Genomic DNA, 26,080 nt, shown 5'->3' with positions numbered 1-26,080 from the left:
GATCATGAAGAAACACATATATATCCTGGGATGTGCTGCTTTGCTTTTCAGCATGGCATTCATCTCCTGTAAAAAAGATTTTGAAGAGATCAACACTGATCCCAACAGTACCCAAAATGCGCTGCCACAGCAGCTTCTGGCGCCCGCACTCGTGAACACCCTCAGCGCTAACCTCTACAGGAACCGCAACTTCAACAATGAACTGATGCAGGTAACCGTAGATATGAACGATGCAGAAGGAAAAGTTTTCCGCTATGATTACCGGGCCAGCTGGTCTGACTATCTCTATACCGCCTGGTACAGTGAGCTCACTAATTTCAAGGCGCTGTATAAAACTGCCAGCGATTCCCTCACCTTCAACAAATCATATCAGGGCATCTCCCTCATCTGCCAGTCGTGGATATACTCCCTGCTTACAGATACCTATGGCGATGTGCCTTATTTCAAATCCAATATGGCGAAAGACAGCGCCATCTCTTATCCTCCCTTCGACAGGCAGAAAGATATTTATGTAGATATCTTCAAGCAGCTGGAAGCCGCCAATGACCTGCTCAGCGCGGGCGTCAACATCTCCGGCGGCAGTGATCCTGTATACGGCGGAGCGGTATACAAATGGCGCAAGTTCGGTAACTCCCTTTACCTGCGCTTGCTGATGAGAGTATCCGCCAAACAGGAAGTGGCAGATACCGTGATCGGGAAGATCAGGGAGATAGTAGATATCAATCCCGGCAAATACCCTGTCATGGCTGGCAACGACGAATCCGCCATCCTGCGCTGGACGGGCATCGGGCCCTTGTCGTCGCCACTGCTGGGTGTAAGGGAACAGGATTTCCGTTCTCCCGGTCTTGCCAGTTTCTTCATTAGTCATTTGTCTGATTGGAACGATCCGCGTATTGACATTCCTACTTATGGCAATGGCAGCTATAACCGCTGGGCTATCATCCCTTACAACGGCATGTACCAGGGCATCCCGAGTGGTTATGCACCCGGTGAAAATCCGCAGAAGAAATGTTACTTCGGTTCTTACGTAGCTACCTCCACCGCCCCCAGTTTGATGAATGATCCGATGACCGGCATGATGCTCAACTATGCGGAGCTGAACTTCATCCTGGCGGAAGCCGCCACCAAAGGCTGGATTAAAGGTGCAGCCAAAGATTATTACAATACGGGAGTGAAAACTTCTATCACGCAGTGGGTGCCGAAATATGAAGATCAACCGATCGATAAATATCTCGCAGCAGCAGATATGGAATGGAATGAGGGGGAGACGCTGGATCAGAAGATGGAAAAGATCCATCTGCAAAAATATTATGCATTGTTCCTTACCGATATGCAGCAATGGTTTGAATACCGCCGCACCGGCCATCCCGTATTACCCAAAGGCGCTGGCTTGAAAAACAATGGTATCATGCCTGCGCGCATGCCTTATCCGGTGTTTGTACAATCCACCAACCCGGGCAATTACAAGGCCGCTGTGGCAGCGCAGGGCCCGGATGTACTGTCCACACAGGTGTGGTGGCAGAAACCATAATTCAATTTAAAAAATGTGTCATGAAGCAATTCAATATATATGCATTTCTTTTGCTGACGCTGATGATAGCGGGAGGATGTAAGAAAGATAATTATCCGGGGGGAGAGATCAGCCAGTACATCGCGATATTTGATGTGAGAGATCTCTACAGTGGTAACGATGTAGCCCTTACAACGGAAGCCCTGCGCGGCTCCAGCAAACTGGCCGCCATGGTGGTATCCGATCATTCCGGCAATAACCTGCCAGCAGGCTTGCTGGTGGTGCAGGACAGCCGCCGCCTCTCCAAGTTGAGAGGCATCTCTATACAACTCGGCGCTGATGCAGCGAAATATCAACCCGGCGATTCCGTGATCATCAACATCACTGGTGGCGTACTGAAAAGAGTAGATGGCATCCTGCAAATTACCGGTATCAATAACAGCGCTGTTACCAAAGTATCTTCCGGCAATACCATTCCGCTCAACCGTGTGCCTGCCAGCCAGATACTTTCCAATCCCGGCGATTACGAAAGTACTTTGTCTGTAATCGTAAAAGGAGGCTTTAATCCTTTGCCCAAGCCTGGCGACAAGATCGGCGGCGACAAGCTCCTCAACGATGGTTTCGGCAACATCACTTTGCACACGGAAGCACGCGCAGCCTTCGCCGACAGCACAACGCCCTTCCTTGCGAATTTCTATGGCATCGTATTCAATGCCAAATCCGGCGATACGCTGGCGCCGCAACTGCGCATCCGCAATTATAAAGATGTGACGGTGCTCAGCTCCACCATCAATGTGGCGCCCATCGTGATCTCCGGCTTCGCCAGCGATGTGAAAGGCGCCGATGGCAACTACGAATATGTACAGCTGCTCGCCACACAGGATATTGACTTTGCGGCAACGCCCTACTCCTTTATCGTGAATAATAACGCCAACGCCTCTACGCCAACAGGCTTCCCGGTGAATGGCTGGGCCACCGGCGGCATGCGTACCTACAAAATAAATATCACACAGGGCAAGGTTGCCAAAGGCGCTTATTGCTATGTAGGCGGCACCACCAAAATGATCAATGGCGCCGGCTCCACCGTGATGAGCACTTCCAACTGGGTGCGTATGCTCGACTATACGAAATATGATGGCGACGACTTCGGCCTGAAAACCGGCGGCCTGATGGCCAACAGCGGCAACTCCTTTGGCATGGCCATTTTCGCCGGCACAAAGGTAACGGCTGATTCTCAACCTGTAGATGCCGTGTTCATCAGCAATGGTGGAAGTCTGTATACTGCCGGCCCGCCAGCATTGGGTTACCGCATCCCGAACAATGACTTCTATGATGCTATCAACCCCATCACGCTGAAAGAGCAGGCATTCTACAGAAGCGGTTCCAACACGCTTTGCTTTGCCTACAACACCGCAGATATGGGCTATTTCAACCAGCTGGGCGGCGTTTACAGCCCCGCCCTCGGCAGGTGGATGAAAGCGAGATCACAAACCAATATCCTCATGAGCAAAATGACTGTGGCAGCGGATATTGAAGGAGCTGGATCTACCGCGCTGCAATAAAGACCAGAGCGATTTTTTCTCGCAAAGACGCAAAGAAGCAAAGGACCGAAGCGGATTTTAAGTTTACAGAGAGAAGATGGCCTTCCTTCTCTGTGAGCTTAAAATCCGCTTCGGTCCTTTGCTTCTTTGCGTCTTTGCGAGAAAAAATCGCTCTGGTCTCCCGCTGTCGGTTTTGTTCTATTTTCCCGCTTTGCCGCGTCATAGTTTTGAGTAAAATTCAACACCATGAAAGCAAATAACACTGTACTCGTATTAGGCGGCACCGGCAAAACAGGTAGCAGAATTGCACAGCAACTCACACAAAAAGGATGGCCCGTGAGGATCGGCTCCCGTGGCGCCAATCCACCTTTTGATTGGGAAGATCAATCTACCTGGGCCGCCGCACTGGATGGCATCAATGCGGTATATCTCTCCTATCAGCCCGATCTCTGCGTTCCTGGCGCTATTGATACGATCCGCGTATTCATCACAGCCGCTAAAAAAATCGGCGTAAAAAAAATAGTTTTGTTATCAGGCCGTGGAGAACATGAAGCGCAGGCATGTGAAGCCCTTGTACAACAAAGCGGCCTGGCCTGGACCATCCTGCGTTGCTCCTGGTTTTCACAGAACTTCAGCGAAGGTCCGTTCTTCGAGTCTGTGCAGGCAGGCCATGTAGCGCTCCCTGTCAGCGATGTGAAAGAGCCTTTCCTGGATGTTAACGATATCGCTGATGTAGCTGTAGCCTCCCTGACGGAAACAGGCCATGATGGCCAGTTATACGAACTCACTGGTCCTCGCCTTATCACATTCGCAGAAGCTGTGGCAGAGATATCAAAAGCAACCGGCAAAGACATCCAGTTTCATTCCATCACCATGGAAGAATATAAAGACATGCTCCATGAATATGGTATTCCGGAAGATTTTATCTGGCTGGTAAGCTATCTCTTCACAGAAGTGCTGGATGGCAGGAATGAAAAACTGACCGATGGCGTACAACGCGCGTTGGGCCGGGCTCCCCGCGACTTCGCCGACTACGCACGCACAACAGCCGCAACAGGCGTATGGGGATAATATAGGGGGAAATGAGGATCCTCACGTCTTATTTCCGGAAAAACCCATTATCCTCTAAACCGAAAACCGAAGAACCATGCGGCATTATTTTTCGGCCATGGCAGCTGTGATCCTCTTCACATCCTGCGGCAAGCCAGAACAGATCAGCATCAAAAAAGTAAAAGAACACCTGCAAACAGAAGGCATCAACTACCGCCAGGAACTGCGCACCTTCATACAGGATATCAGCGCCTGGGCACGTACACAGCAGCCCAATTTCATTGTGGTGGCGCAAAACAGCTCCGAGCTACTTACCACAGGCGGCAGCGCTACCGACAGCGTAGTAAGCGCCTATGTGAAAGCACTCAATGGCATCGGAAGAGAAGAACTGTTGTATGGTTATGACAACAATGACGACATGGCCACACCTGCCGACGTAAAAAATGAATGGTTAAGTCTTTGCAAGCTCGCCAAAACCAACGGCCTGCAAGTAATGGCCACCGACTACTGTACCACGCCGGCAAAGATTACGGACTCCTACCAAACGAACAACAAGTACGGTTTCATTTCTTTTGCCGCCACCAAACGCCAGCTGAGCAATGTCCCGGCAGGAGCGCCTTACAACGAAAATACCAACAACATCAACACCCTGGCGGATGCAAAGAATTTCCTCTATTACATCAATGCCGGTGATGATACCAAATTCCTCGCCTCGCTGAAAGCCACCAACTATGATGTGCTGGTCATCGACGCTTTTTCGCAAGACAATCGTTTGCCCTGGTCAAAGGCCGTTATCAATTCCTTGAAAGTAAAAAAGAATGGCGCCAAACGCCTGGTGCTGGCCTATATGAGCATCGGCCAGGCGGAGCAATACCGCTGGTACTGGCATAGCGACTGGAAAAGTAACCCGCCCGAATGGCTCGAACAACTCGATCCCTACTGGGAGGGCAACTTCTACGTCCGCTACTGGATGCCTGAATGGAAAAAATTGATCTATGGTAACGCCGACGCCTATACGCAAAAGATCCTCGACGCAGGATTCGACGGCACCTATCTCGATCCCGTAGACGGATCAGGATATTGGGAAGAGAAATAAAACTGAAATGCCGGAGGAGAAGGGCTTCTCCGGCATTTCTTTTATCCACAAAAAAGATTATCTTTTATCCGGTAAATCCACCGGTTTATGAAATCATCCCTATTGCTAATTGTATTTCTGCTGGTATCTGTAGCAGGTTTTTCCAATAAAATAGATAGCCTTCAGACGATCAAAGAGGCAATACAATTCATAAATACGCTGGGCTACCACCTCAATGATGACACTACCGCATCCTTTATCAAGATAGATTTAGATGGTAATAAGCTCACCGATCTGCTGATCAAGGGAAACCCGCTCACCATCGTGATGGACAAGGGCAAGGATGGTTATCAGGTTCAACGTCTCTCTCCTCCTGACTTCAATTTTATATATAAACTCCAACAGATCGACAGCTCCGATACGGCCAAACGCCTGCTGCTGAAAAAAGCGCTGAAGCCACAGTTCGAATATTATCTGAAAGAGACACCCGACACCTCACTAAAGAAACTCCTCAGCCTAAATTATTCCGACTCCCTGTATGCAAATCGTATAGACACCATGGTGTATCAATTCGGTCATTTCATTGAATATACCGCCGCTCCTGCCAAATATAAAATAAAGTCGATTCGCTTAACCACCACCACTTGCTTCGGCGTTTGTCCGGAATACAATATGACGATACACAGCAACCGTAAAGCAAAATATAACGCCGGAATTTTTACAGAAGAATCCGGTTACTTCAGTGGCGTAATCGACGAACATTCCTACCAGGAGCTGATGGAGCTGATAAATTATATCCACATTCGCTCACTACACGACAATTATAGCATCAAGTCAACCGACTCTCCCACCGTTTATCTAAAAATAGTGTTTGAAGACGGCAAGAAAAAATCTATCCGTGATTATGGAAAGCGGGGAACATTCGGCCTGAGAGCATTGTATCAATTCATAGACGGTTTGAGAACATCGCAGAAATGGGTCGCCACCCATTAAATGCACTGGGCTTCCCTCAGCCTCAAAAAAATATCACAGAAAGCAGCTTTCGAAATAAAATACTTCCGTAGCATATTAGGCCCCTCTCAGCGGCATGCAGGCTGCCAATTTTCTTTGCCCACACAAATTAACCATATGTTCATTTTTAAGATTGAACCAGCCGCCGTACTTTTAATATATATTAATTCATGTTTAGCATATATATATTATGAAGTCAAGACCGCTTTTTTCTCTAAAAAATACTTTTGTCTGCGCGCTATTGGCCGCTCAAAGCCTGCAGGCACAAAATGCGGAGCCACACAAGGATATCAGGAAACCCGTTGAAACTAACCGGGATAAATTTTTAGCAGGAGATAAATTATTGCCCAATGGCCAGTTGCTAACACCCGCAGGGCAAAGCCTCAACTTAAAAAAAGGCACCAGGGTATTGAACCTGGAACTTGCCCAACAACAGCAGGTACTCATTGCCAAAACCAATAGTCAGCTGTCTTTCATCGATGCTAAAGATTTCAAAACGCTGAATGCGTTTGCCTATCAGGATAAAGAATCAGGCTCGATGAATGGGCTGGCGGTGGGCGACAACGATTCTACCATTTATTTCACCGGCCTGCAGAAGAATTTATATGTGGGCAATGTGGGCAGCAACGGCACATTTACGCTGACGAAGAAAATCGATCTGTCTATACATAATAAAAACACCAATCCCCTCGGTATTGGCTTATGCAACAATAATATCGCCCTTGTAGCGCTTGCCATCACCAACGAAATTGCAGTAGTAGATCTTTCAAAAGGTAAATTATTAAATACGATACCAGTAGGTGTTTGTCCTTACGCGGTCGTGATCAGTAAAGATAAAAAACTCGCATTTGTGAGCAATTTCGGAGGACCGCACCCGCAAAAAGGCGACAGAACAGAAGCATCAGCAGGAACAGATGTGGCGGTAGATGACCGCTCTGTAGCGCTGCGGGGTTCTGTGACAGTCATCGATATCCAGTCAGGAAAAAAGATGACAGAGATCGCCACCCGCATCCACCCGGAATCCATGACCCTCTCTCCCGACGGTAAATTACTCTATGTAACAGATGATAGCGGCGATGGCATCAGTGTGATAGACGTAAAGACCTTGAAAGTTGTACATACCATTAATACCAAGCCCGATCCTTCTCTTCCCTATGGCAGCCTTACAACGGCCCTCGCATTCAGCGCCGACGGCAAAACACTGCTGGCCGCCAACGCCGGCAATAATTCTATCGCGCTTATAGATCCGAAACACCCGCAAAAGGCGCCCTATGGCTTCATCGCAGCAGGAGGCTTTCCCGGAACGATCGCCGTTGGCGGAAATAATTTATTTATTGGAAACGTTACTGCCCTGAAAGGAGAGATCCAGAAAGTAGCGCTTCCCCATAGTCCAACCGAAGTAGAGAGCTATACAACTGAAGCCAGAAAAGGGTTTCATTTCATAGAACTGCTGCGGGCGCAAGCCATGAGCCAGGCCAGCGTGAAACCCAAGCCCATCCCCGATCATCTCGGAGAACCATCTTCCATCAAACACGTTGTATATATTATTAAAGAGAATAAAAAATTTGACCAGGTACTGGGTGATTTCGGCAAAGGTAACTGCGATCCCAAACTGGTTGAATTTGGGAAAACGATCACTCCCAACACCCACGAACTGGCGAAACAATTTGTACTGCTGGATAACTACTATTGCAATGGCGTTAACTCCAGCGACGGCCACCAATGGGCGATCCAGGGCATTACCACGCCTTACCACGAAAAAGATTTTTCAAACGGGCATTGCGCCTATGATTTCGGCACCGACCCGCTCTCTTACGCAGGCTGCGGTTTCATCTGGAATCACCTGCTGCGTAAAGGCATCTCCTTCAGAAACTTTGGAGAAACAGATCTTGCCGAAATAACCAAAGGAAAAACCTGGACAGACGTATATAACGCCTGGAAAAATAAAAATGACTCCGCCCGGTTTAAATGTTCGTACGCCATGAAGAGTCTCGAAAAATACAGCGACCTGCGTTACCCGGGCTGGAACATGAATATTACAGACCAGGTGAGAGCAGATGTATTTATCAACGCACTGAAGGAATACGAAGCAGCCGGCAACCTGCCTGAATTTATGATCGTTTACTTACCCAACGACCATACCAGCGGATATAGTGAAGAAACGCCCACTCCCCGCGCCTATGTAACGGACAACGACTGGGCAACAGGCAGAGTGGTGGAAGCGCTTTCAAAAAGTTCTTTCTGGAAAGATATGGCAGTATTCATCAATGAAGATGATCCGCAAAGCGGTACAGATCACGTAGACGGGCACCGCTCCCTCTGTTTGATTGCCAGCCCTTATGCGAAGCATGATTCGATTGTTAGTAACTTCTACAACCAATCATCGGTACTGCATACCATTTGCCACATATTCGGCGTACAGCCCATGAACCAAATGGTGGCCGCCGCGCCGTTAATGACGACATGCTTTCAACAACAGCCTGATTATACCGCCTATACCGCTCAAACGCCAACCATTGCGATCAATGAACTGAATCCACGCAAAGATCAGATCAAAAGCAAAACCACCGCCAGGTTAGCGCCCATGACACAGAAAATGGATTTCTCCAAACCCGACCTGATTGATAAAGACGCTTTGTTATTCAGCGAATATGTATGGTCCACCATACATGGCGACAAACCCTTTCCCAGAGCGTATTTCGGCGCACATCAAAAGGGTCTGAAAGCCCTCGGCCTGAAGCTGGATGCCAAAGCCGAAAAAGATAACGACTAAGAAAAAAACCGTCCTGAAAATATTTTTCGGGACGGTTTTCTACATCATCAATATCATGATATAAGAAAGGATAAAACAAGCCCAGGCCACACTCAACATTATCATCACCACTTTAAGCCAATACTTCCACGCTACCCACACATAAAACCCCATGGCAAGTATCGTCAACAAAAGCAAAAATTGACTGGACCTCAAAAACGTAAAGCAGCACAGTGCCAGGTAAAAGTTCGCGATCCCGATAAAAACAGCGCCGCTGCTATGTGTAGCGTTAAATCCTATCCATGATTTCCATAGCATCAGTTTATCTGAAAACAGCAGCGAAGTATTTTTCATTTCTCCTATCAGTTTTTCATCCCGTGGCGATAATTTATCGGTTCCCAGTGTAACACGAAGGTGAGAAAGGCCCATCAGTCCAATAATGGCGGAACCTGTTTCCCAAAGATATTGAGCGATCATATTGTTGATATATTTCCTGCAAAATTAGCAGACAAACATCCTCCCGTAAATGAACCTGGGTTAAGAAATCCGCTTCCGGATCCTGCTCAGCGCCTGGGGCGTAACGCCAATGTAGGAAGCGAGGTATTTCAGCGGCACCTGCCGCAATAAGTGAGGAGCGATGTTGAAGAGATCGAGGTAGCGTTCTTCAGCGGATTTTGTAAGAAGAGAAAGTTCCCTTTCAGATTTTAATAAAAGCATCTGCTCAGTAGCCAGCCGTCCTATTCTTTCTACTACTTTTAACCGCTCAAACATTTCCTGCAGATCATCGTAATGCATGCGCCAGATGTGAGTCTCAGTAAGGGTTTCGCCATAGTACATCGAAGGCTTGCGCGTATAAAAGGAACTGAACACGCTCATAAACCAACCTTCAAATGAAAAGCCGACCGTGGTTTCGTTGCCATCTTTACCTTCTACATAAAATCGCAATAACCCGCGATCAACAAACGACAGGTAATTTTCGGTTTCTCCCGCCTTCAGATAAAAAGTTTTTGCAGGATAAATTTTCTGTTCAAAACGTGAAGAAAACAATAACCAATCTTCATCAGAGATATCTACTTGCTTTCGCAGCAATTCATGCATCAATTGCATAGCTCACCATATTGCGCCTCAAGATAGCACTAAAAACAATAAGGCCGCGCGATGGCGGCCCTATTGTTGTCTTTTATATGTTTTTAAAACTGGGGATGCCTATTCCAATGCATTCTTCCATTTGGTAGTACGACCAGTAAACCACACAGGGAGGTCCGGATTGTTTGAAGGACTGATAATCGACCAGCCTTCCGGATCGGAAGCCTGCACGCTACTTGGGTAGGTCATTCTTTCTTTCCATTTGAACCTTTCATACATAGAAGCCGGATTGGTGCCCAGGTATTTAATTAATCTGCGGGCAGCGGTATATGGCACTTCAAAGTTCAACATATTGTAGTGCAACTGAAGTTGATTAAAAATTGCCTGAACTTTTTGTGTGCTTGACATTGCGTCAAATTTCTGAGCCGCATTCTCTGCAAAAGCGCTTGCGTTATATTCCATTGCCGGCCGGGCATTGATTCTCGAATTGTCCATCGTTGTGGGCATAGCCGGCAAAGTTGTTTTGGAATATTGATTAGAGTTATTCAGCTCATACCAATATTTGCAGGACAAGATGATCGCATTCTTGTAGTGATCACGGGCAGCGCCATTCAATTGACCGAAACCTCTTACTGCTGCTTCTGCCAGGGAAAGCTCTGTTTCAACTGCATGAATGGTGGGATATTTCAATGCAAAGTTGAATTGTGCGCGTACATTGTACTCGGCAACCAGATTGTTTTCTGTACCTACGTTCCAACCATTGTCGTCGTAATTGGCCACTCTGCTGCGAAGGGTATTTAACAGGAATGCCTCACGTTTACTCAGATCTGCTTTTGATGCAGCATCCAACACAATCGACTGGCTATTATTGACGCCATAATAAAAGGTTGTTTTTGAGATATCAGTCAGGATAGGATCGTTGATGTAGAAGCCACGTAAAACTTTGTTTAAATAGCTATTCTGATCTGTATTGCCGTCCCATTTTGTATCAACGCCAAGGTATCTGCCACTCCAGTCGGGAGCGAATATATAAGCAACACGCGGGTCAACGGTACCATCCAGTAAACCTGTTGCGGAATTATCACCGCTGAAATAGTACAAGGTTTGTCCGTTTACCATTTTGCTGCCTACGGTAGGTTGGCAGTACATCACATCTTGCAGGAATTTTTTTCCTGCGCGGCAATCATCTGCTCTTTCCCTGAAAGCACGCGTAATGCCCAGTTCATTACAGATACGATTAAGCGCTATAACAGCTATGTCGGCTACGCCGGCCACGTCGTTATAGTCTGTCAGTAAAGGCTTGCCTTGTAAGTCGGCCAGTACCTGCCTGGTAAGTTCAGGCATTACTTCGCTTACGTTCATGGCACAACGCAGCCTTAATGAATTAATATACTTGCGCCATTTCACGACGTTTCCGCCAAAGAGAATGTCTTGCTGGCTGAATGCTGCCTGCTGGGTAGCGGTAAGCGTCAGTGTTGTGAGCGCTGCTTCGGCACTTTTGAAATCACTGAGTATTTTAGGATAGATGTCTGATTGGCCGAGGTATTTTGCTTTAACGCCATCGAGCCCGCCTGCTGAACCTGTTTCTATATAAGGAATCTTATCGTACATATCAGTGGCCCTTTGGTAGGCATAGCCTTTTAAAACATGCATCAGGGTGATATACAGGCTATCCAGGTTAGTCCTTTTAGCTTGCGGCGTGTTATTGTATTCACGTTGCGCCCACAGGATTGGCGTGATCCATTGTGTATTAACAAAGTTAAAAACAGATTCATTGAAACCGCCTGTACCCCAGTCGTGCTCTACATCTGCGAGCGTATGCGAACTTCCTTCTGCGGTCACATGATAGATCTGAATGGCATTTGCCATGATCCTGTCGCCGCTTCTTACCTGGTGATAAACGGAACCATAATCGCCGCTGAGGAAGAAACCCTGGGTTAGCTGTGAGGTGAAGAATCCCGCAATAACGCTTACGCCAGACTTGTCAGCCATTTCTTTTGAATAGCCATCAGGGTTTTGATATAAGTCGTCCAGTTTCTTCTTACATGCTACTGAAGATAGCAACACCGTAAGCAAGAAAAATGATTTTAATTTTATGTATTTCATCTTAGTTGCTTTTAGAATTTAGTTTTGATAGAAATACCTATTGAACGTTGTGAGGGTAAGGCCGTTGTTCCATAGGAACCAACGCCCCAGCCTGTTCCATTGGTTGATTCAGGTACTGCATTGGGAGCAGCTTTGTAGAGGTAGGCCACATTGTTTGCAAAAACAGATATTACCAGGCTGCTCATATGGATCTTTTGAGGCAGCTTTGAGCCTACGGTGTAGTCAATGGCGATATTACGCAGTGCTACGTAGTCGCTTTTAAAGATCCTGTCTTCAGGGAAGAAGCCATTGGAAAAATAAGAATCGTAATAGTAATTATCAGCAGAAACTACTTTGGTATTCGGTTTACCATCAGCGCTAACACCATCCAATATTACACCGTCGTGGAAGGTGGGTCCGCCATTGGGGTTTGTACCAGCAACTTTTTTGGAGTTTGCATCTAAATAATAAGCAGCGCCGCCATGAGCCTCGTCTCTATATTTCAATGATTCTTTTAATGCACCGGCAGCCATCATATAGGTTTCTGAACCAGACAGGAAAGTGGCGCCAAACTGGTAGTCGATATTTGCAATCAGGCGTATCTTTTTGTAAGAGAAGGAAGTGAAAAATCCTCCCGTTACATCAGGAATTGTTTTGCCGATCAACTTGGCAGCGCTTTTATAGTCATAGGCAGAACCAGCAGCATTAACCACTCTCTTTCCATTGTTTGGATCATGTGCGTCATTAGGATTGTTGTAAGTATAGGTGGATTTAGTGAGGTAAAGCTGACCATATTCCTGGCCAACATTAGCCACTGCATTCACGGCGCCGAAGGCGGTCCACAAGGTGAGGGATTGCAGTTTGCCATCCAGTTTTTCAACATAAGTTTTACCGTGTGCAAACATCAGGTTCACATCCCATTCAAAATCCTTCGTTAAGATCGGTTTGGTTTTAATTGCCAGCTCCCATCCTTTGTTCATCACGTTACCAGCGTTCATGCGGATATTTTTAACACCCATTCCCGGAGGTGCAGCTACCGCCATGATCTGGTCGTAGATGTTTGATTTGTAATAGGAGAAGTCTACGCCAATTCTTCTGTTTTGCAGCAGGTAAGTTTCAAAGCCTACTTCAAATTCACGTTTACGTTCAGGCTTCAGATTGGGGTAGCCATTAGCATCCATCGGAGGAAGATCGGACGGAGGAGTAAGCACATAGCCGCCGCCGGTTTGAGAAGAAGTATAGTTCACATTACTGAAATAACGTGGTCCCGGACGGCCCACATCGGCCCATGATGCCCTTACTTTGGCATAATCAAATACCGCCGGCAGTTTCAGGCTCTCACTTAATATCCACGCTGCGCTCACACCAGGATAGAAATAACTGTTATGACCTGGCGGCAGGATAGATGACCAGTCTTGCCTGGCCTGGGCTTCTATATACACCTGGTTTCTCCATGCCAGTTGAGCGGACCCCAGCAAGCTGTATAACATATCCTGCCCGTTTGCAAACTGGTACTGAGGCTGTACGCCTAAAGGCAAATTATTAAATGAGAAATAGTTGGGAATAACAAGTTGTCCGTAACCATTCACAGAAGCGCCTTTCCCTTCTGTATAATTTTTTCTGATCACTCCACCCACAAAACCAGACAGATCAAAATCAGCATTTACTTTGGTATTGAAGTTCAGCATACCTTGACCATAGGTGTTCTTGTACGTATTCGTTACATCGCTGTACATGAAGCCGCTATTAGGTCCTATCAACTGTGGGTCTAATAATCTGCCCTTATATTCATTCCGCTCAGTGCTGTAATCTATACCACCCATTAATGTGGCGCTGAAGATATTGGTGAGTTTTATATCAGCAGATAATGACTGGATATTATGCAATCTTGTAAAGATAGATTGATTCTCGAGTTGATCCCAGAGATAACCTACAACACCCTTTCTGCCATTAGAGATCAAATTCCTTTGGCTTGGGTTGGCAAAGTAATTATATCCGTCGGGCGTTACCAAATGCGACTTTATCAGGCCTACATTGATATCAGCGCTAAATGCCCCGATCTCTGCCTGCTGGCCTTCTCCGTTCATGGTGCTCAGGTTGGCGGCATTCAGGTTTTTAGAGATATAGAAGTTACCGGTGTATTTAAGAGTGATGTTATTGTTTAACTTGTAGGAGGTATTAAGGCTAAACGTATTTTTGTTATAATCTGAACCTGGCCTGATCGGGGTCATACTCATGTTAGTGTATGAAAAACGGATCTGTCCCTGATCATTTCCTCCGGTTAAAGCCACATTTGTGGTGTTTTGATGCCCGGTTTGGTAAAGATCATTATAGATATTTTTGGTTTGCGCCTGCCATGGTCTTTCTACGCCATCCCACCACAAGAGCTTCACGCTCGGGTCGAATTTCGGCCCGAATGCAGCTGCGCCAAAACCGTCTCCCAAAGTAGTTGCCAGCGCTCTCTTTCCATTCGCATCAATATAATATCCCTGGGCATCATTCCTCGGGTTACTAGGACTGGAGCCTGTTCCATACTCGTTCTGTAATTTAGGAAGGAATGCTGCGCGATCCCATGATGTGGTAAAAGAAGCTGCCACTCCCAGACCTTTACCTTTTGTACCGCTTTTGGTGGTGATGAGCACAACGCCATTGGCGCCTTCACTACCATATAGCACAGATGCTTTAGCTCCTTTCAAAATTTCCATAGAAGCGATGTCGTCAGGGTTGATATCGTTAATACCTGTTCCATTATCACGATCCGTAGCGCCAAATCCCATTTGGGTATTCTGGTCGTGAATGGGCACGCCATCTACTACGATCAGCGGACGAGTGGATGAGTTCTGGTCAAAAGACACGGCATTACGAATGTTGATCTTCATACCAGCAGACGGGCCGGCTGCCGTGGCGGCTACCTGTACGCCGGGTGCAGCGCCGTAGAGCGCCTGTAAAGCATTCGTAGGCGTGCCACTGGCCATAATCCTGTCATTATCTATTTTGGATACCGCATAGCCTAATGCCTTGGATTGTTTTTTGATACCGAGGGCTGTCACAACTACTTCTTCAGCGGTCCGGATATTCGCTTCCAGCGTTATCTGCATAGAAGCGGTGGCCGGCACTTCTTTGGTGATAAATCCAACATAAGAGATCACCAGTTTTGCATCTGGTTTTACGTGGAGGGTAAAGCTACCGCCCTTGCCTGTGGGCACCCAGTTGGATGTGCTTTTTTCACTCACGGTAGCTCCTTCAAGGCCATTGCCATTTGCGTCCTTGATGGTACCTGAAACCGTCATTTTCTCTTGCCCATAGGCAAACATGCTCCCTATGCAGAAGAGCATAAAAAGCAAAAGACATCTTTTGGTTGACTGCATCGTTTTTAAATTTTAAAAATTGAAGTGTTACGAATGGAATATTACTAAACGGTACTGATGCTTATTATTTTGGTCGATACGTTTTGGCAAAAGCCGCAGCTATTGCGCTATTTTATAACACAAAAACATGGATTAATTAAAATGGAGTAAAGGTGTCCTGCTCGGACATCACCGGTCGCCGACGCTACTTTATAACAGGAAGCCGATGTGATGAAACAGTCTGGCTACTAAGTGAATGACTAGGTTGAGTGCCCAAAATGGATAAAAGAAGTTTCTTGTGATTGTTATTGATCCTGGTTGGATTTTAAAGTTTAGGAATAAAATGTTGTAGGTGATTCTGCTCCTGACAAATACCTAAATGATTAAACGATTTAGCTACCCGTCTCCAATGCTCTTCTTATATTTTCAAACCTATATAAACTTTTTCAGGCTTCACAATTTTTTAGCATTTTTTTTAGCGAAAGATCAATATAGAATTACTTTTTATCAAAATAGGATCATCAGGAAGTTGTTACTTCCCGATACAAAACTTACTAAAAATATAATCCAGCCTGTCTTCATTCGTCACTTCACCAGTGATCTCTCCCAGGTAATGCAGGCACCTGCGGATGTCCAGTGCCAGCAGGTCTCCGGGCAAGCCGTTATCCATACCATGTTTTACATCCTGTAAGGATTTGAGCACTTCCTGCAAGGCAGCATGGTGGCGGGCATTGGTGATGATCGTATCTTCTGTATTGATATCGCCGGAGATCACTTTATGCACCAGCCTATCTTTGAGGTCCTGTATATGTGAATGATTTTTTGCAGAGATGAAGAGAATGCCCGGGATATCTTTGAAACGCTCACGGATGGCGGCTTCGCCGGTAACATCGGTTTTGTTGCCTACCAACAGGTAATTCACCTGATCCTGTTCAAATGCATCGATCTGATTACGTATATCCGTTGCCGTTAGTTCGTTCACATCAAAGAGATAAACCACTACGCCTGCTTCTTTGATCTTTTCCATAGTTTTCTGTACACCAATACTTTCGATGGTATCAGCGCTTTCGCGGATGCCGGCGGTATCTATCAGGCGGAAGAGAATACCGTCTATATTGAGCACTTCTTCAATAGTATCACGGGTGGTACCGGCGATATCGCTCACAATGGCCCTGTTCTCGTTGAGCAATGTATTCAGCAAGGTAGATTTACCGGCATTGGGCTTGCCTACAATGGCAGTATTCACGCCATTCTTGATCACATTGCCCATGCGGAAAGAATCGATGAGATGTTGCAGTACAGATGTAGCGGAGCTCACCAGCTCATAGAGGCGGGTACGGTCAGCAAACTCCACATCTTCCTGGCTGAAGTCCAGTTCCAGTTCTATCAATGCAGAAAAAGTAATGAGCTGTTCACGGAGCGTATGCAATTCGCGGGAAAAGCCGCCGCGCATTTGCTGCATAGCTGTTTGGTGAGAAGCGGCGGAGTTACTGGCGATAAGGTCTGCCACAGATTCAGCTTGTGTGAGATCCAGTTTACCGTTCAGGAAAGCGCGCTGGGTGAACTCTCCCGGCTTGGCCAGCCTGGCGCCGGCCTTGATGGTAGCATCGATCAACTGTTGCTGGATATACGGAGAACCGTGGCACGACAGCTCAATCACATCTTCCCCGGTATAAGAACGCGGGCCTTTAAAAAGACTGACCACTACCTCATCGATCACGCGTCCTTCTGATACAATGCTGCCAAAATGCAAGGTATGACTGGCCTGGCGGGACAGGTCCTTGGAGGGGAACAGGGCATTACAAATATCAAATGCCTTGCCGCCACTCAGCCTGATCACTGCAATGGCGCCTACTCCTGGCGCTGTGGCCACTGCCACGATCGTATCGTCAAACCCTGTTAATTTTCCCAGCATGCCTGTTTATATTGGAATTACCGATTTGCAAAGGTATGCTATAAAATCAAAATCCCCGTCCTGGCGTGAGCCCGGACGGGGATGATGACTATCAAATATGATTACAGTACTACTCCTGCAGCGTAAAGCGGATCGGGAGGTTGAACTGTACAGAAACCTGGCGGCCGTTCTGCTTACCAGCTTTCCAACGAGGCATGGTTTTCACCACGCGTACAGCTTCTTCTTCCAGACCGCCGCCTTTTGCGGCGCCCACTGTTTTAACATCTTTAATATTACCTTCAGAGTCTACGATGAACTGTACGAATACAGTGCCGGAGATACCGTTTTCCTGTGCTACGCGCGGGTAACGGATGTTTTTGCTGAGGTACTTGTTCAGGGCTTCCTCACCACCAGGGAAGGTTGGAGGTTGCTCTACGAAGGTAAAGATCTCTTCTTTGGCAGGCGCTGGAGGCGCTTCTACCACACCTGTACCTTTACTGTCTTCCAGCAGTCCGGCGTCGATACCGTTCGGATCACCTTCTACAGTTTTAGTACTGATAGATTTATCTTTAATATCCTCGTGTTTAGGTGGCTCCTCATCTGGTGGTACTTCATTATCTTTTTTGATTACCGGAGGAGTGAATTGTACTGACGGTTTTACCGGCGGGGGTGGTGCCGGCGGAGGAGGCGGTGGAGGCGGAGTTTTCGGATCATCCGGCAACTTCACGTCTTCCATCTTGATCTCCTGGATGATAGGCTTCTTGGTGTTTTCACCTTCAGATGCCCTCACCCAGTTTGAAACCAGGTAGCCACCGAGCAGCACTACGAACAGAGCTGCAGTACCCAGGATAGAGTTCCGCACACGTTTATCATAATGCTTTCTCAGATCGTAAGCCCCATAATCCTTATTCCTGCCGTCAAACAGGATATCAAGAAAATCGGACTTTAAGATTTTTGAAGAATCCATTGTTAGTCAATTGTTTTATGATGGATGCAAAAATTTCGTTTAATTCCTTAGACTATTTAACGCCGTTTGCAGCTTCAGTTTGTTTGATCCAGATTTTGTCCTGATCACTGATATCTACAGTTGCGTAACGTTGAATACGGTTGATAGCCATTTCATCGAGGATGTCTACAAAGTTTGCGTAAGTAGCATCGTCATCTGCTTTAATGATTATCACCACGTCTTCAGGTTCGCCTTTTGCATTCCTCAGTTTAGCAACATCGTCCCTTTTCTTGATGATCTCATCCCTGATACCTCCTTTATTGGCAAAGCTGGTAGCTTTGAAGAAGTCAGGGTTGGCAGATGCATTCGGGTCTTGTGCCAAACCTTCGTAGTAATATACTCTGTTTCCTTTACCAAGAAGAATGGTCAGTGCAGTACTTTCTTTTACTTTATTCTGCTCTTTCTCATCCTTCGTATCTTTTGGCATGATCAGGTCCATTGTTTTGGGCTTGGCCATGGTAGTGGTAAGCATGAAGAAGGTAATCAGGAGGAAACCCAGATCCACCATTGGTGTCATGTCTACACGGGTGGAGTGTTTTTTCGATTTCGTCCCACCGTGTTTCTTCCCTTTCCCACCACTACTACTGGTATCCATTTCTGCCATAGTAGTATGTTTTTTTTAGTTTCAGAATCGACAGCCTTCCAGGTCAGGAAGTCAATTGCTGCCATTTACTTTTTCTTGGGTACCGTAGCATTCATTTCCTCGTAAGCAGCAGTGCCTGGAGGAGCAGCTTTCAGGTTGGTAACCAGGTTGATCTTCTGAATATGTTTCTTTTTGAAAGTATCCAGAATTTCTTTGATCTTGGGATACGGTGTAGCATTATCAGCTTTGATACAGTATTTCAGTTTTGAAAACTGACCACCCTGTGCTGCGTTGCCATACTCGATCCAGGTAGCTAACTCGTTATTTGCAGAGTCAGTAGGAATACCTTTATCAAGACCAGATTTTTTACGCTGGTCGGGAGTCAAGGAAAGATAGGTTTTCAGGTCCTTGATAGGAGTGCCAACACTGGCGCCTACTACAAAGTTCTGAATTTCTTTCTGATCCAGATTCAGCTTGAATTGAGTATTCAGATCCTCAATCAGCTTCCTTCTTTTAGGCTGGCCGTCCATGCTGAAGAACACCCTGCCGTCTTTATCTACTGTAAACAACAGCACATCAGAATCAGGCAAAAGGGCGGTGTTGATAGACGATGGAGTTACTACGCTTACCGGCTCGTCCGGTTTGAACTTAGTTGCCAGCATGAAGAAAGTTAATAGCAGAAAAGCCACATCACACATTGCTGTCATGTCAACAAGCGTGCTTTTCCTTGGCATTTTAACTTTTGGCATCTTTACTTTTTTTATGGTTTACTTTAATAAGATTCAAAACCGCGGCGTTTCCACAAAATTATTTGTGGTTAGCAGCGAAGCTCTGTGTTAAAGTAAAGCCAGACTCGTCAATAGCGTAAGTGATGCTATCGATGTTAGTAGTAAAGTAGTTGTACATGATGATAGCGATAGCAGAAGTACCGATACCCAGTGCAGTGTTGATCAGGGCCTCAGAGATACCAAGTGCCAGCTGGGAAGAATCAGGAGCACCTGCGTTTGACATCGCGGAGAACGCCTTGATCATACCTAATACTGTACCGAACAGACCCAGCAGGGTAGCTACTGATGCGATAGTAGACAGGAACACGAGGTTCTTTTCCATCATCGGCAGTTCCAGTGCAGTTGTTTCTTCGATTTCGTTTTTGATAGTGAGGATCTTCTGTTCTGTATCCAGCTCTGAATTAGACACCATTTCTTTGTACTTTTTCAGACCTGCTTTCAGTACATTACCTACAGAACCTTTTTGTTTGTCACACTCAGCCAGCGCAGCATCAATATTTTTGTTAGCCAGGTGATACTGTACTTTACGTACCAGCTCAGAACCGCTGAATTTACCTTTTGCTTTAGCCAGGTACAGGAAACGCTCAATTACGAAAGTGAGACAGATCAGCAGTACGGAGATCAGCACCGGTACCACATAACCACCTTTGTAAACAGTTCCAAACCAGTGACCCATACCTTCTGCAACCGGATGTCCGTTAGGATTGTTACCTTCAAAGTTCGCAGGATTACCCAGTACGAAGAAGAAGATGATGAAACCAATCACTAAACAGATAGGTACAGCCAATGCGGCAAACAGATTGGATGACTTTTTAGGTTGATGAGAAGAAGCCTTAGCAGTAGCTGCAGTCACAGTTGTTTTAGTCTCAGCCATGTTGATTGAAATTTTAGTGTTAAAAATTAAACTATTGTTTGTTAGAAGTTACTAAATACTACGTTTTGTTGTCCTGTGGAATGCTTTGCAGCACTCAATTTACTCTTTAATCAGTGATTCGCAAAGTTATAAGGTTGGTTTAAAAAAACAAGTGCAGCTCAAAAAAACCCACAAAAATTAACCTTCACACGTAAAAGCCCCACCACAGGGCTTTTAAACCTCTCCGTTTTTTGATTGAGCACACACTTACATTAGCAAATAAACCAATATTTTACTGTTCCTACAACTGAAGCCACTGTCCCTAAACTTGAAATAGATTGATTTTTTTTCAAAGTTGGACGCACAATTTAAGAAAATTTTCAAATGTTCCAACAGAAATCTTACAATTCCCGGAACTTATTTCTTCCCGCGCCAGTCAACAGTTTGCGCCGACGCCAATTGCTCCCGGCAACCTGTCATCCTAAAATCCGACCGCACATCAACTCGGAATACAATACCATCGCGGCAATCATCTTCACACCCTATATAACCATAAAATATACTATAACAATAAATGATTACATAAAAGAGTTGCCATGACAATTATTGTTAAAACGGCATTAACATTTTTTAACATTCCTTTTTTCCATTCTTACGCACTTTAATGCGCTCGTGGATTTTCCTGATAAATTAATACATTATACACTTACTTGCAACCTTCATAAAAAAATACATCCGTCTATACGCATAAAACCAACTAATACCAACATGAGCAAAACACGATCAAACAAAGCGGCACTGGCCCTCGCCAGCGCCCTGTGCATCAGTGCTGCCACCCATTACACCGCACTCGCACAAAAGAAAAAACACAACGACGCCACACCTCCACCCACCACCGCCGCGAAAGATACCACCGGCAAAGGCCCCATGATCAAACCCGGCCCTAAACCCGCCGTAAAACCTTTCGCCGAAGTGATCACCGACAAAGCCAAAGCCGACTCCGGCCTGTTCAATGTCTACAAACAGGACGATCGCTTCTTCTTCGAGATCAGCGACTCCCTCCTCGGAAGAGATGTGCTGGTTGTCAACCGCCTCTCCAAATCCGCAGCAGGACTGCGTTTCCAGATGCAAGGCTTCAGCGGCGACCTGATCAACGAAAATGTGATCCGCTTCGAAAAAGGCCCCAACAACCGCATCTTCCTCCGGAATATTTCCTACTCGGAAGTATCGAAAGATTCCACCCAGCCCATGTTCAACGCCGTTATGAACTCCAACCTGCAACCCATCGTTGCTGCGTTCGATATCAAAGCGTTCTCAAAAGATAATAAAGGCAGCGTCATCGATCTCACCGATTTTATCGGCGGGGATAATGATATCCTCTTCTTCGATGCTCAGCTGAAAACCATGCTCAAACTCGGCGGCTATCAACCCGATAAATCCTACGTCTCCGACATCAGATCATATCCGCTCAACACCGAAATCAAAACGGTGAAAACCTATAGCAAAAGCGGCGGTCCCGGCATGCCCGGTATGCCTCCTTCTCCCGGCGGCGGCAATGCTACCGTAGAGCTCAACAGCTCGCTGGTGCTGCTTCCCGCAGTACCCATGCAGCCCCGCTACTTCGATCCGCGCGTAGGTTTCTTCACCACCTCTGTCACTGATTTCGACGCTGATCCGCAAGGCGTGAAAAAACTCTCCATGATCACCCGCTGGCGCCTCGAACCCAAACCGGAAGACATGGAAAAATATAAACGCGGCGAACTCGTAGAACCTAAAAAACCGATCGTTTTTTACATCGATCCCGCTACGCCCGCCAAATGGCGCAAATACCTGATCCAGGGCGTGAACGACTGGCAATCGGCCTTCGAACAAGCTGGCTTCAAAAACGCCATCATCGCTAAAATGGCGCCTACCAAAGAAGAAGATTCTACCTGGTCTATCGAAGATGCGCGCTTCTCTGCCATCGTATACAAACCCTCTGAAATACCCAATGCCAGCGGCCCGCACATCCATGATCCCCGCTCCGGCGAAATCCTGGAAAGCCATATCAACTGGTATCACAACGTGATGCACCTGCTGCGCAACTGGTATTTCGTACAATGCGCACCGAACGATCCACGCGCGCGCAACATGCAGTTCAGCGATGAACTGATGGGTGAACTGATCCGCTTCGTATCTTCTCATGAAGTAGGTCATACACTCGGCTTGCGCCATAACTTCGGCTCCAGCTCAACTTATCCTGTCGAAAAATTACGCGATAAAGAATGGGTGAAGAAGAACGGCCACGCCGCCTCCATCATGGATTACGCACGATTCAACTACGTGGCGCAACCAGAAGATGGTATCACCGGCGCCGACCTCTATCCCCGTATCAACTACTATGATAAATGGGCCATCGAATGGGGCTACAAACTGCTTCCAGAATATCACGACGCTACCGCTGAAAAAGCAACACTGAACAAATGGGTAGTGGAAAAACTGAAAGATAAAAAGTTCTGGTTCGGTACAGAAAGCAATCCGGATGATCCAAGATCGCAGAACGAAGACCTGGGCGACAATGCCATGAAAGCCGGCGCCTACGGTATCAAGAACCTGCAACGTATCATCCCCAACCTGCAAACCTGGACCCGCGAACCCAACGAAGGATATGCCACCCTCGGCGAACTATATAAAGAAGTAGTAGGCCAATATGGCCGCTACATGGGCCACGTGGCTAAAAATATCGGTGGTATTTATGAAACACCGAAAACCGTAGAACAAAGCGGCGCAGTGTATGAATTTGTACCTAAAGCCACACAAAAAGAAGCGATGCAATTCCTCACGCAGCAATTGTTCACTACTCCCAAGTGGTTACTGGATCAGGATATCTTCTCCCGCATCGGTGCGGATGGTCCTTCCATCATACTCTCCCGCCAGGAACCTGTGCTGGACAGGCTCATGAGCGTAAACACCATCAATAAACTGATCGCCGGTGAAACAGCCCTGGGCGCCAACGCTTACCAGGCAACAGATATGCTGAATGATCTGAAGAAAAGTATCTTCTCCGATATCTATGCACATCAGCCAGTAGATATATACCGGAGGAACCTCCAACGCATATACGTAGATAATCTCGCTGAACTGGTTGCACCGCCTGCCCCCGCAAACCCTGTTGCGGTGATGATGGGCGGAGCGCCTGCCAATGCTTCCAGATCCGACGCCGCTGGCCTGGGCCGTGCGCAACTCGTAGCCCTGAGAACAGAGCTACGTGGCGCTACCAGCGCGGATGCAATGACACGCTATCATATCCAGGACCTGATCGCCCGGATCAGCAAAGCGCTGGATCCGAAATAACTGTAACGCATATACGAAAGCAAATACCCCTTTCCGGACTGCCTGGAAAGGGGTATTTGCTTTCAGCGTATGTTATTCCATATTTTCGGGAAAATGCTTAATATCGCTTCATAATTAAAACCACGGGACCTCAAAAGTGAAAGATCGCACCAACAAAGTAACGATTTACGATATTGCTCATTCGCTGAATTTGTCTGCATCCACGGTATCACGCGCTTTACAGAACAATCCTCTCATCAATGAAGAAACGAGGGTAAAGGTGCAGGAAACAGCGGAAAAGATGGGCTATGTGCCTAACTGGATCGCTTCCAGCTTGCGCAAGAAACGCTCGAACATCATCGGCCTGATCGTACCACGTACCTCGATGTACTTTCAGAGTACCGCCATCAGCGGTATTCAGCATGAGGCGCACAAATATGGCTTCAGCATCGTGATCGGGCAGTCGGACGAAACAGTAGCGATGGAGAAGGAACTGGTGCACACATTCTATTCACTCCGTGTGGATGGCTTGCTGGCAGTGGCTTCTATGTTCACCAGCAATTTTGATCATTTCAATCCTTTTATCAAGAACAATATCCCGCTGGTGTTTTATGACCGCGTACCAACGGATTTCCAGGGATATACGATCACCGGAGATGATTTCAAAGGTGGATTCCTGGCTACGGAACACCTGATCAAACAAGGATGCCGCCGCATCGCGCACTTCTCTGGTGTGCTCACCTGTAACCTTTACCAGCAGCGGCTGGCAGGCTACAAGGAAGCGCTGGCAAAATACAAGATACCCTATGATGAAAGCCTCGTATATGTGCATAACCTCACAATGGACGCCGCAACGCAGGCGGCCCATCAGATATTTGAAAGCGATCACCTGCCCGATGGCCTCTTTGCCGCGAACGATAGCTCCGCAGTGGCTTTCATCCAGGAAGCCCGTAAGAGAAAGATCGATGTTCCCGGCAAAATCAAAGTGGTAGGCTATTCCAACGATCTGTCTTCCCGCATTATATCTCCTTCCTTAACTACGATCGAACAATCCGGATATAATATGGGACAGAAGGCAGTGGAAACCATTGTTCAGCTCATCAATCAGGATGAAAGCGTGAAAGTGACCCGGAATTATGTATTCCCTGTAGAGCTGATCCTGCGGGAATCTACAATAAAATAGCATTTTAAATAACCTGCAACTTTATGAAAACTCAACACTGGGCCGGGCTGCTCTTATTGGCTGCCGGCATCTCCTCCTGTAGCAAACATATTTATGTTCCGAATACCGCGAACGTCCCCTTGTTAAAAGAGAAATATGAGTTCAAGGGAAGTATTTCTCCCACCAATCTGCAAACGGCATTTGCGCTTACCAATAACATTGCCATCATGGCCAATGGTCAGTACGTGTACCGTTATAACTTCGATAAGGGTTCCAATAACAACAACGATTTGTTTCTCGACAATGATACCCGCGGTGGCGTGATCGAAGGCGCAGTGGGCTATTTCAAGCCATTGGATGCAAAGAAGCGGATGGTGCTGGATGTATTTGCAGGCTATGGTGGCGGCGGTTTCAGAACGCTGGATAAAAACTACAGTACTACTGCCGGCGCCGTAGAGAATGATTATTTGCTACGCAATCATTTCAGTAAAGTGTTCATACAGCCGAGCATAGGTTTTGTGCATCCTGTGTTTGAAGCGGCATTCACGAGCCGTTTTTCATTTGTGAATTTTTACAACATGTACATCGGTCCGAAAGCCTTTCAGAATGATGCCGCCAGTAAGGAGAATTTTTCGCGCATCAATGATAAACCGGTAGCTTTCTATGAGCCTGCGTTTACCTTCCGTGCGGGGTATAAATATGTGAAATTCCAGATGCAGGTATTATTTTCTGTGGTGATGGATGATAATGCGTACAACAACAGCAACTACAAGACCAATGAATATTTCCAGCCGGTGGCGGTGGGGTTGGGAGCGGCGTTTGATATTGGCCACTGGTATGATGATTTCAGGAAGAAGAGATAAAAATAAAAAAAGCCTTAGTGTTTATCACACTAAGGCTTTTCAAATAAATATGGCAGCTACCTACTCTCCCGCATTGTGGTGCAGTACCATCGGCCATGAGGGGCTTAACTTCTCTGTTCGGAATGGGAAGAGGTGAACACCCTCGGCAAAACCACCATAAGA

At 46.6% G+C, this 26,080-nt stretch carries 18 protein-coding genes and 1 rRNA gene; 9 read left to right on the top strand and 10 right to left on the bottom strand.

Features of this window, described 5'->3' with window-relative positions; translation table 11 throughout:
- Positions 1-4 precede the first annotated feature (4 nt).
- The 6 genes from FPG75_RS14325 to FPG75_RS14300 all read left to right on the top strand — a co-directional run bounded on the left by FPG75_RS14325 (position 5) and on the right by FPG75_RS14300 (position 8,960).
- Positions 5-1,531 carry a SusD/RagB family nutrient-binding outer membrane lipoprotein gene (locus FPG75_RS14325; protein ID WP_143307556.1) on the top strand — a complete coding sequence of 509 codons (1,527 nt, stop codon included), beginning with the start codon at positions 5-7 and terminating at the stop codon, positions 1,529-1,531.
- Positions 1,532-1,551: 20 nt separating this feature from the next.
- Positions 1,552-3,072: a DUF5689 domain-containing protein gene (locus tag FPG75_RS14320; protein WP_143307555.1), complete on the top strand. Its 1,521-nt coding sequence runs from the start codon at positions 1,552-1,554 to the stop codon at positions 3,070-3,072.
- Between the two features lie 225 nt (positions 3,073-3,297).
- Complete coding sequence (locus FPG75_RS14315; RefSeq protein ID WP_143307554.1) at positions 3,298-4,122, top strand: NmrA family NAD(P)-binding protein; 825 nt, start codon at positions 3,298-3,300, stop codon at positions 4,120-4,122.
- Positions 4,123-4,198: 76 nt separating this feature from the next.
- Positions 4,199-5,197 (top strand): endo alpha-1,4 polygalactosaminidase, encoded by a 999-nt coding sequence (locus FPG75_RS14310; protein ID WP_143307553.1) that lies wholly within the window; start codon positions 4,199-4,201, stop codon positions 5,195-5,197.
- Between the two features lie 87 nt (positions 5,198-5,284).
- A complete protein-coding gene (locus tag FPG75_RS14305) occupies positions 5,285-6,169 on the top strand; it encodes a DUF6438 domain-containing protein (protein ID WP_143307552.1) in 885 nt (294 codons plus the stop codon).
- 208 nt (positions 6,170-6,377) lie between these two features.
- Positions 6,378-8,960, top strand: coding sequence for a bifunctional YncE family protein/alkaline phosphatase family protein (locus FPG75_RS14300; RefSeq protein ID WP_143307551.1), 2,583 nt, complete (start codon positions 6,378-6,380; stop codon positions 8,958-8,960).
- A 39-nt stretch (positions 8,961-8,999) separates the two neighbouring features.
- Here the strand turns inward: FPG75_RS14300 and FPG75_RS14295 are convergent, their stop codons facing one another.
- The 9 genes from FPG75_RS14295 to FPG75_RS14255 all read right to left on the bottom strand — a co-directional run bounded on the left by FPG75_RS14295 (position 9,000) and on the right by FPG75_RS14255 (position 20,602).
- The gene (locus tag FPG75_RS14295; RefSeq protein ID WP_143307550.1) at positions 9,000-9,416 is read right to left on the bottom strand and encodes an LIC_13387 family protein; all 417 of its coding nucleotides are present in this window, start codon (positions 9,414-9,416) and stop codon (positions 9,000-9,002) included.
- 60 nt (positions 9,417-9,476) lie between these two features.
- Positions 9,477-10,046, bottom strand: coding sequence for a Crp/Fnr family transcriptional regulator (locus FPG75_RS14290; protein ID WP_143307549.1), 570 nt, complete (start codon positions 10,044-10,046; stop codon positions 9,477-9,479).
- Positions 10,047-10,145: 99 nt separating this feature from the next.
- Positions 10,146-12,131, bottom strand: a complete 1,986-nt coding sequence (locus FPG75_RS14285) for a SusD/RagB family nutrient-binding outer membrane lipoprotein (protein ID WP_143307548.1) — start codon at positions 12,129-12,131, stop codon at positions 10,146-10,148.
- A gap of 11 nt (positions 12,132-12,142) precedes the next feature.
- Entirely contained in the window at positions 12,143-15,478 is a 3,336-nt protein-coding gene (locus FPG75_RS14280; RefSeq protein WP_143307547.1) for a SusC/RagA family TonB-linked outer membrane protein, read from the bottom strand.
- 511 nt (positions 15,479-15,989) lie between these two features.
- On the bottom strand, positions 15,990-17,372 hold the full coding sequence (gene mnmE / locus FPG75_RS14275) for a tRNA uridine-5-carboxymethylaminomethyl(34) synthesis GTPase MnmE (protein WP_143307546.1): 1,383 nt from the start codon (positions 17,370-17,372) through the stop codon (positions 15,990-15,992).
- Positions 17,373-17,481: 109 nt separating this feature from the next.
- The gene (locus FPG75_RS14270) at positions 17,482-18,318 is read right to left on the bottom strand and encodes an energy transducer TonB (protein ID WP_143307545.1); all 837 of its coding nucleotides are present in this window, start codon (positions 18,316-18,318) and stop codon (positions 17,482-17,484) included.
- Positions 18,319-18,370: 52 nt separating this feature from the next.
- Positions 18,371-18,961: an ExbD/TolR family protein gene (locus FPG75_RS14265; RefSeq protein WP_143307544.1), complete on the bottom strand. Its 591-nt coding sequence runs from the start codon at positions 18,959-18,961 to the stop codon at positions 18,371-18,373.
- Between the two features lie 65 nt (positions 18,962-19,026).
- Positions 19,027-19,674: an ExbD/TolR family protein gene (locus tag FPG75_RS14260; protein ID WP_262712058.1), complete on the bottom strand. Its 648-nt coding sequence runs from the start codon at positions 19,672-19,674 to the stop codon at positions 19,027-19,029.
- Between the two features lie 73 nt (positions 19,675-19,747).
- Positions 19,748-20,602, bottom strand: a complete 855-nt coding sequence (locus tag FPG75_RS14255) for a MotA/TolQ/ExbB proton channel family protein (RefSeq protein WP_143307542.1) — start codon at positions 20,600-20,602, stop codon at positions 19,748-19,750.
- 747 nt (positions 20,603-21,349) lie between these two features.
- Between FPG75_RS14255 and FPG75_RS14250 the strand changes: the two genes are divergently transcribed.
- From FPG75_RS14250 to FPG75_RS14240, 3 genes are all read left to right on the top strand, one after another.
- A complete protein-coding gene (locus FPG75_RS14250; RefSeq protein WP_143307541.1) occupies positions 21,350-23,914 on the top strand; it encodes a zinc-dependent metalloprotease in 2,565 nt (854 codons plus the stop codon).
- A 136-nt stretch (positions 23,915-24,050) separates the two neighbouring features.
- Positions 24,051-25,076 carry a LacI family DNA-binding transcriptional regulator gene (locus FPG75_RS14245; RefSeq protein ID WP_143307540.1) on the top strand — a complete coding sequence of 342 codons (1,026 nt, stop codon included), beginning with the start codon at positions 24,051-24,053 and terminating at the stop codon, positions 25,074-25,076.
- 23 nt (positions 25,077-25,099) lie between these two features.
- Complete coding sequence (locus FPG75_RS14240) at positions 25,100-25,918, top strand: hypothetical protein (protein WP_143307539.1); 819 nt, start codon at positions 25,100-25,102, stop codon at positions 25,916-25,918.
- A 47-nt stretch (positions 25,919-25,965) separates the two neighbouring features.
- Here FPG75_RS14240 and rrf read toward each other — a convergent pair.
- Positions 25,966-26,077 (bottom strand): 5S ribosomal RNA (gene rrf / locus FPG75_RS14235).
- Positions 26,078-26,080: the final 3 nt, after the last annotated feature.

Source organism: Chitinophaga vietnamensis (assembly GCF_902167635.1).
Taxonomy (GTDB): Bacteria; Bacteroidota; Bacteroidia; order Chitinophagales; family Chitinophagaceae; genus Chitinophaga; species Chitinophaga vietnamensis.
The sequence above is the reverse complement of the archived record's forward strand: the minus strand, read 5'-3'. Positions and strand labels throughout refer to the sequence as shown.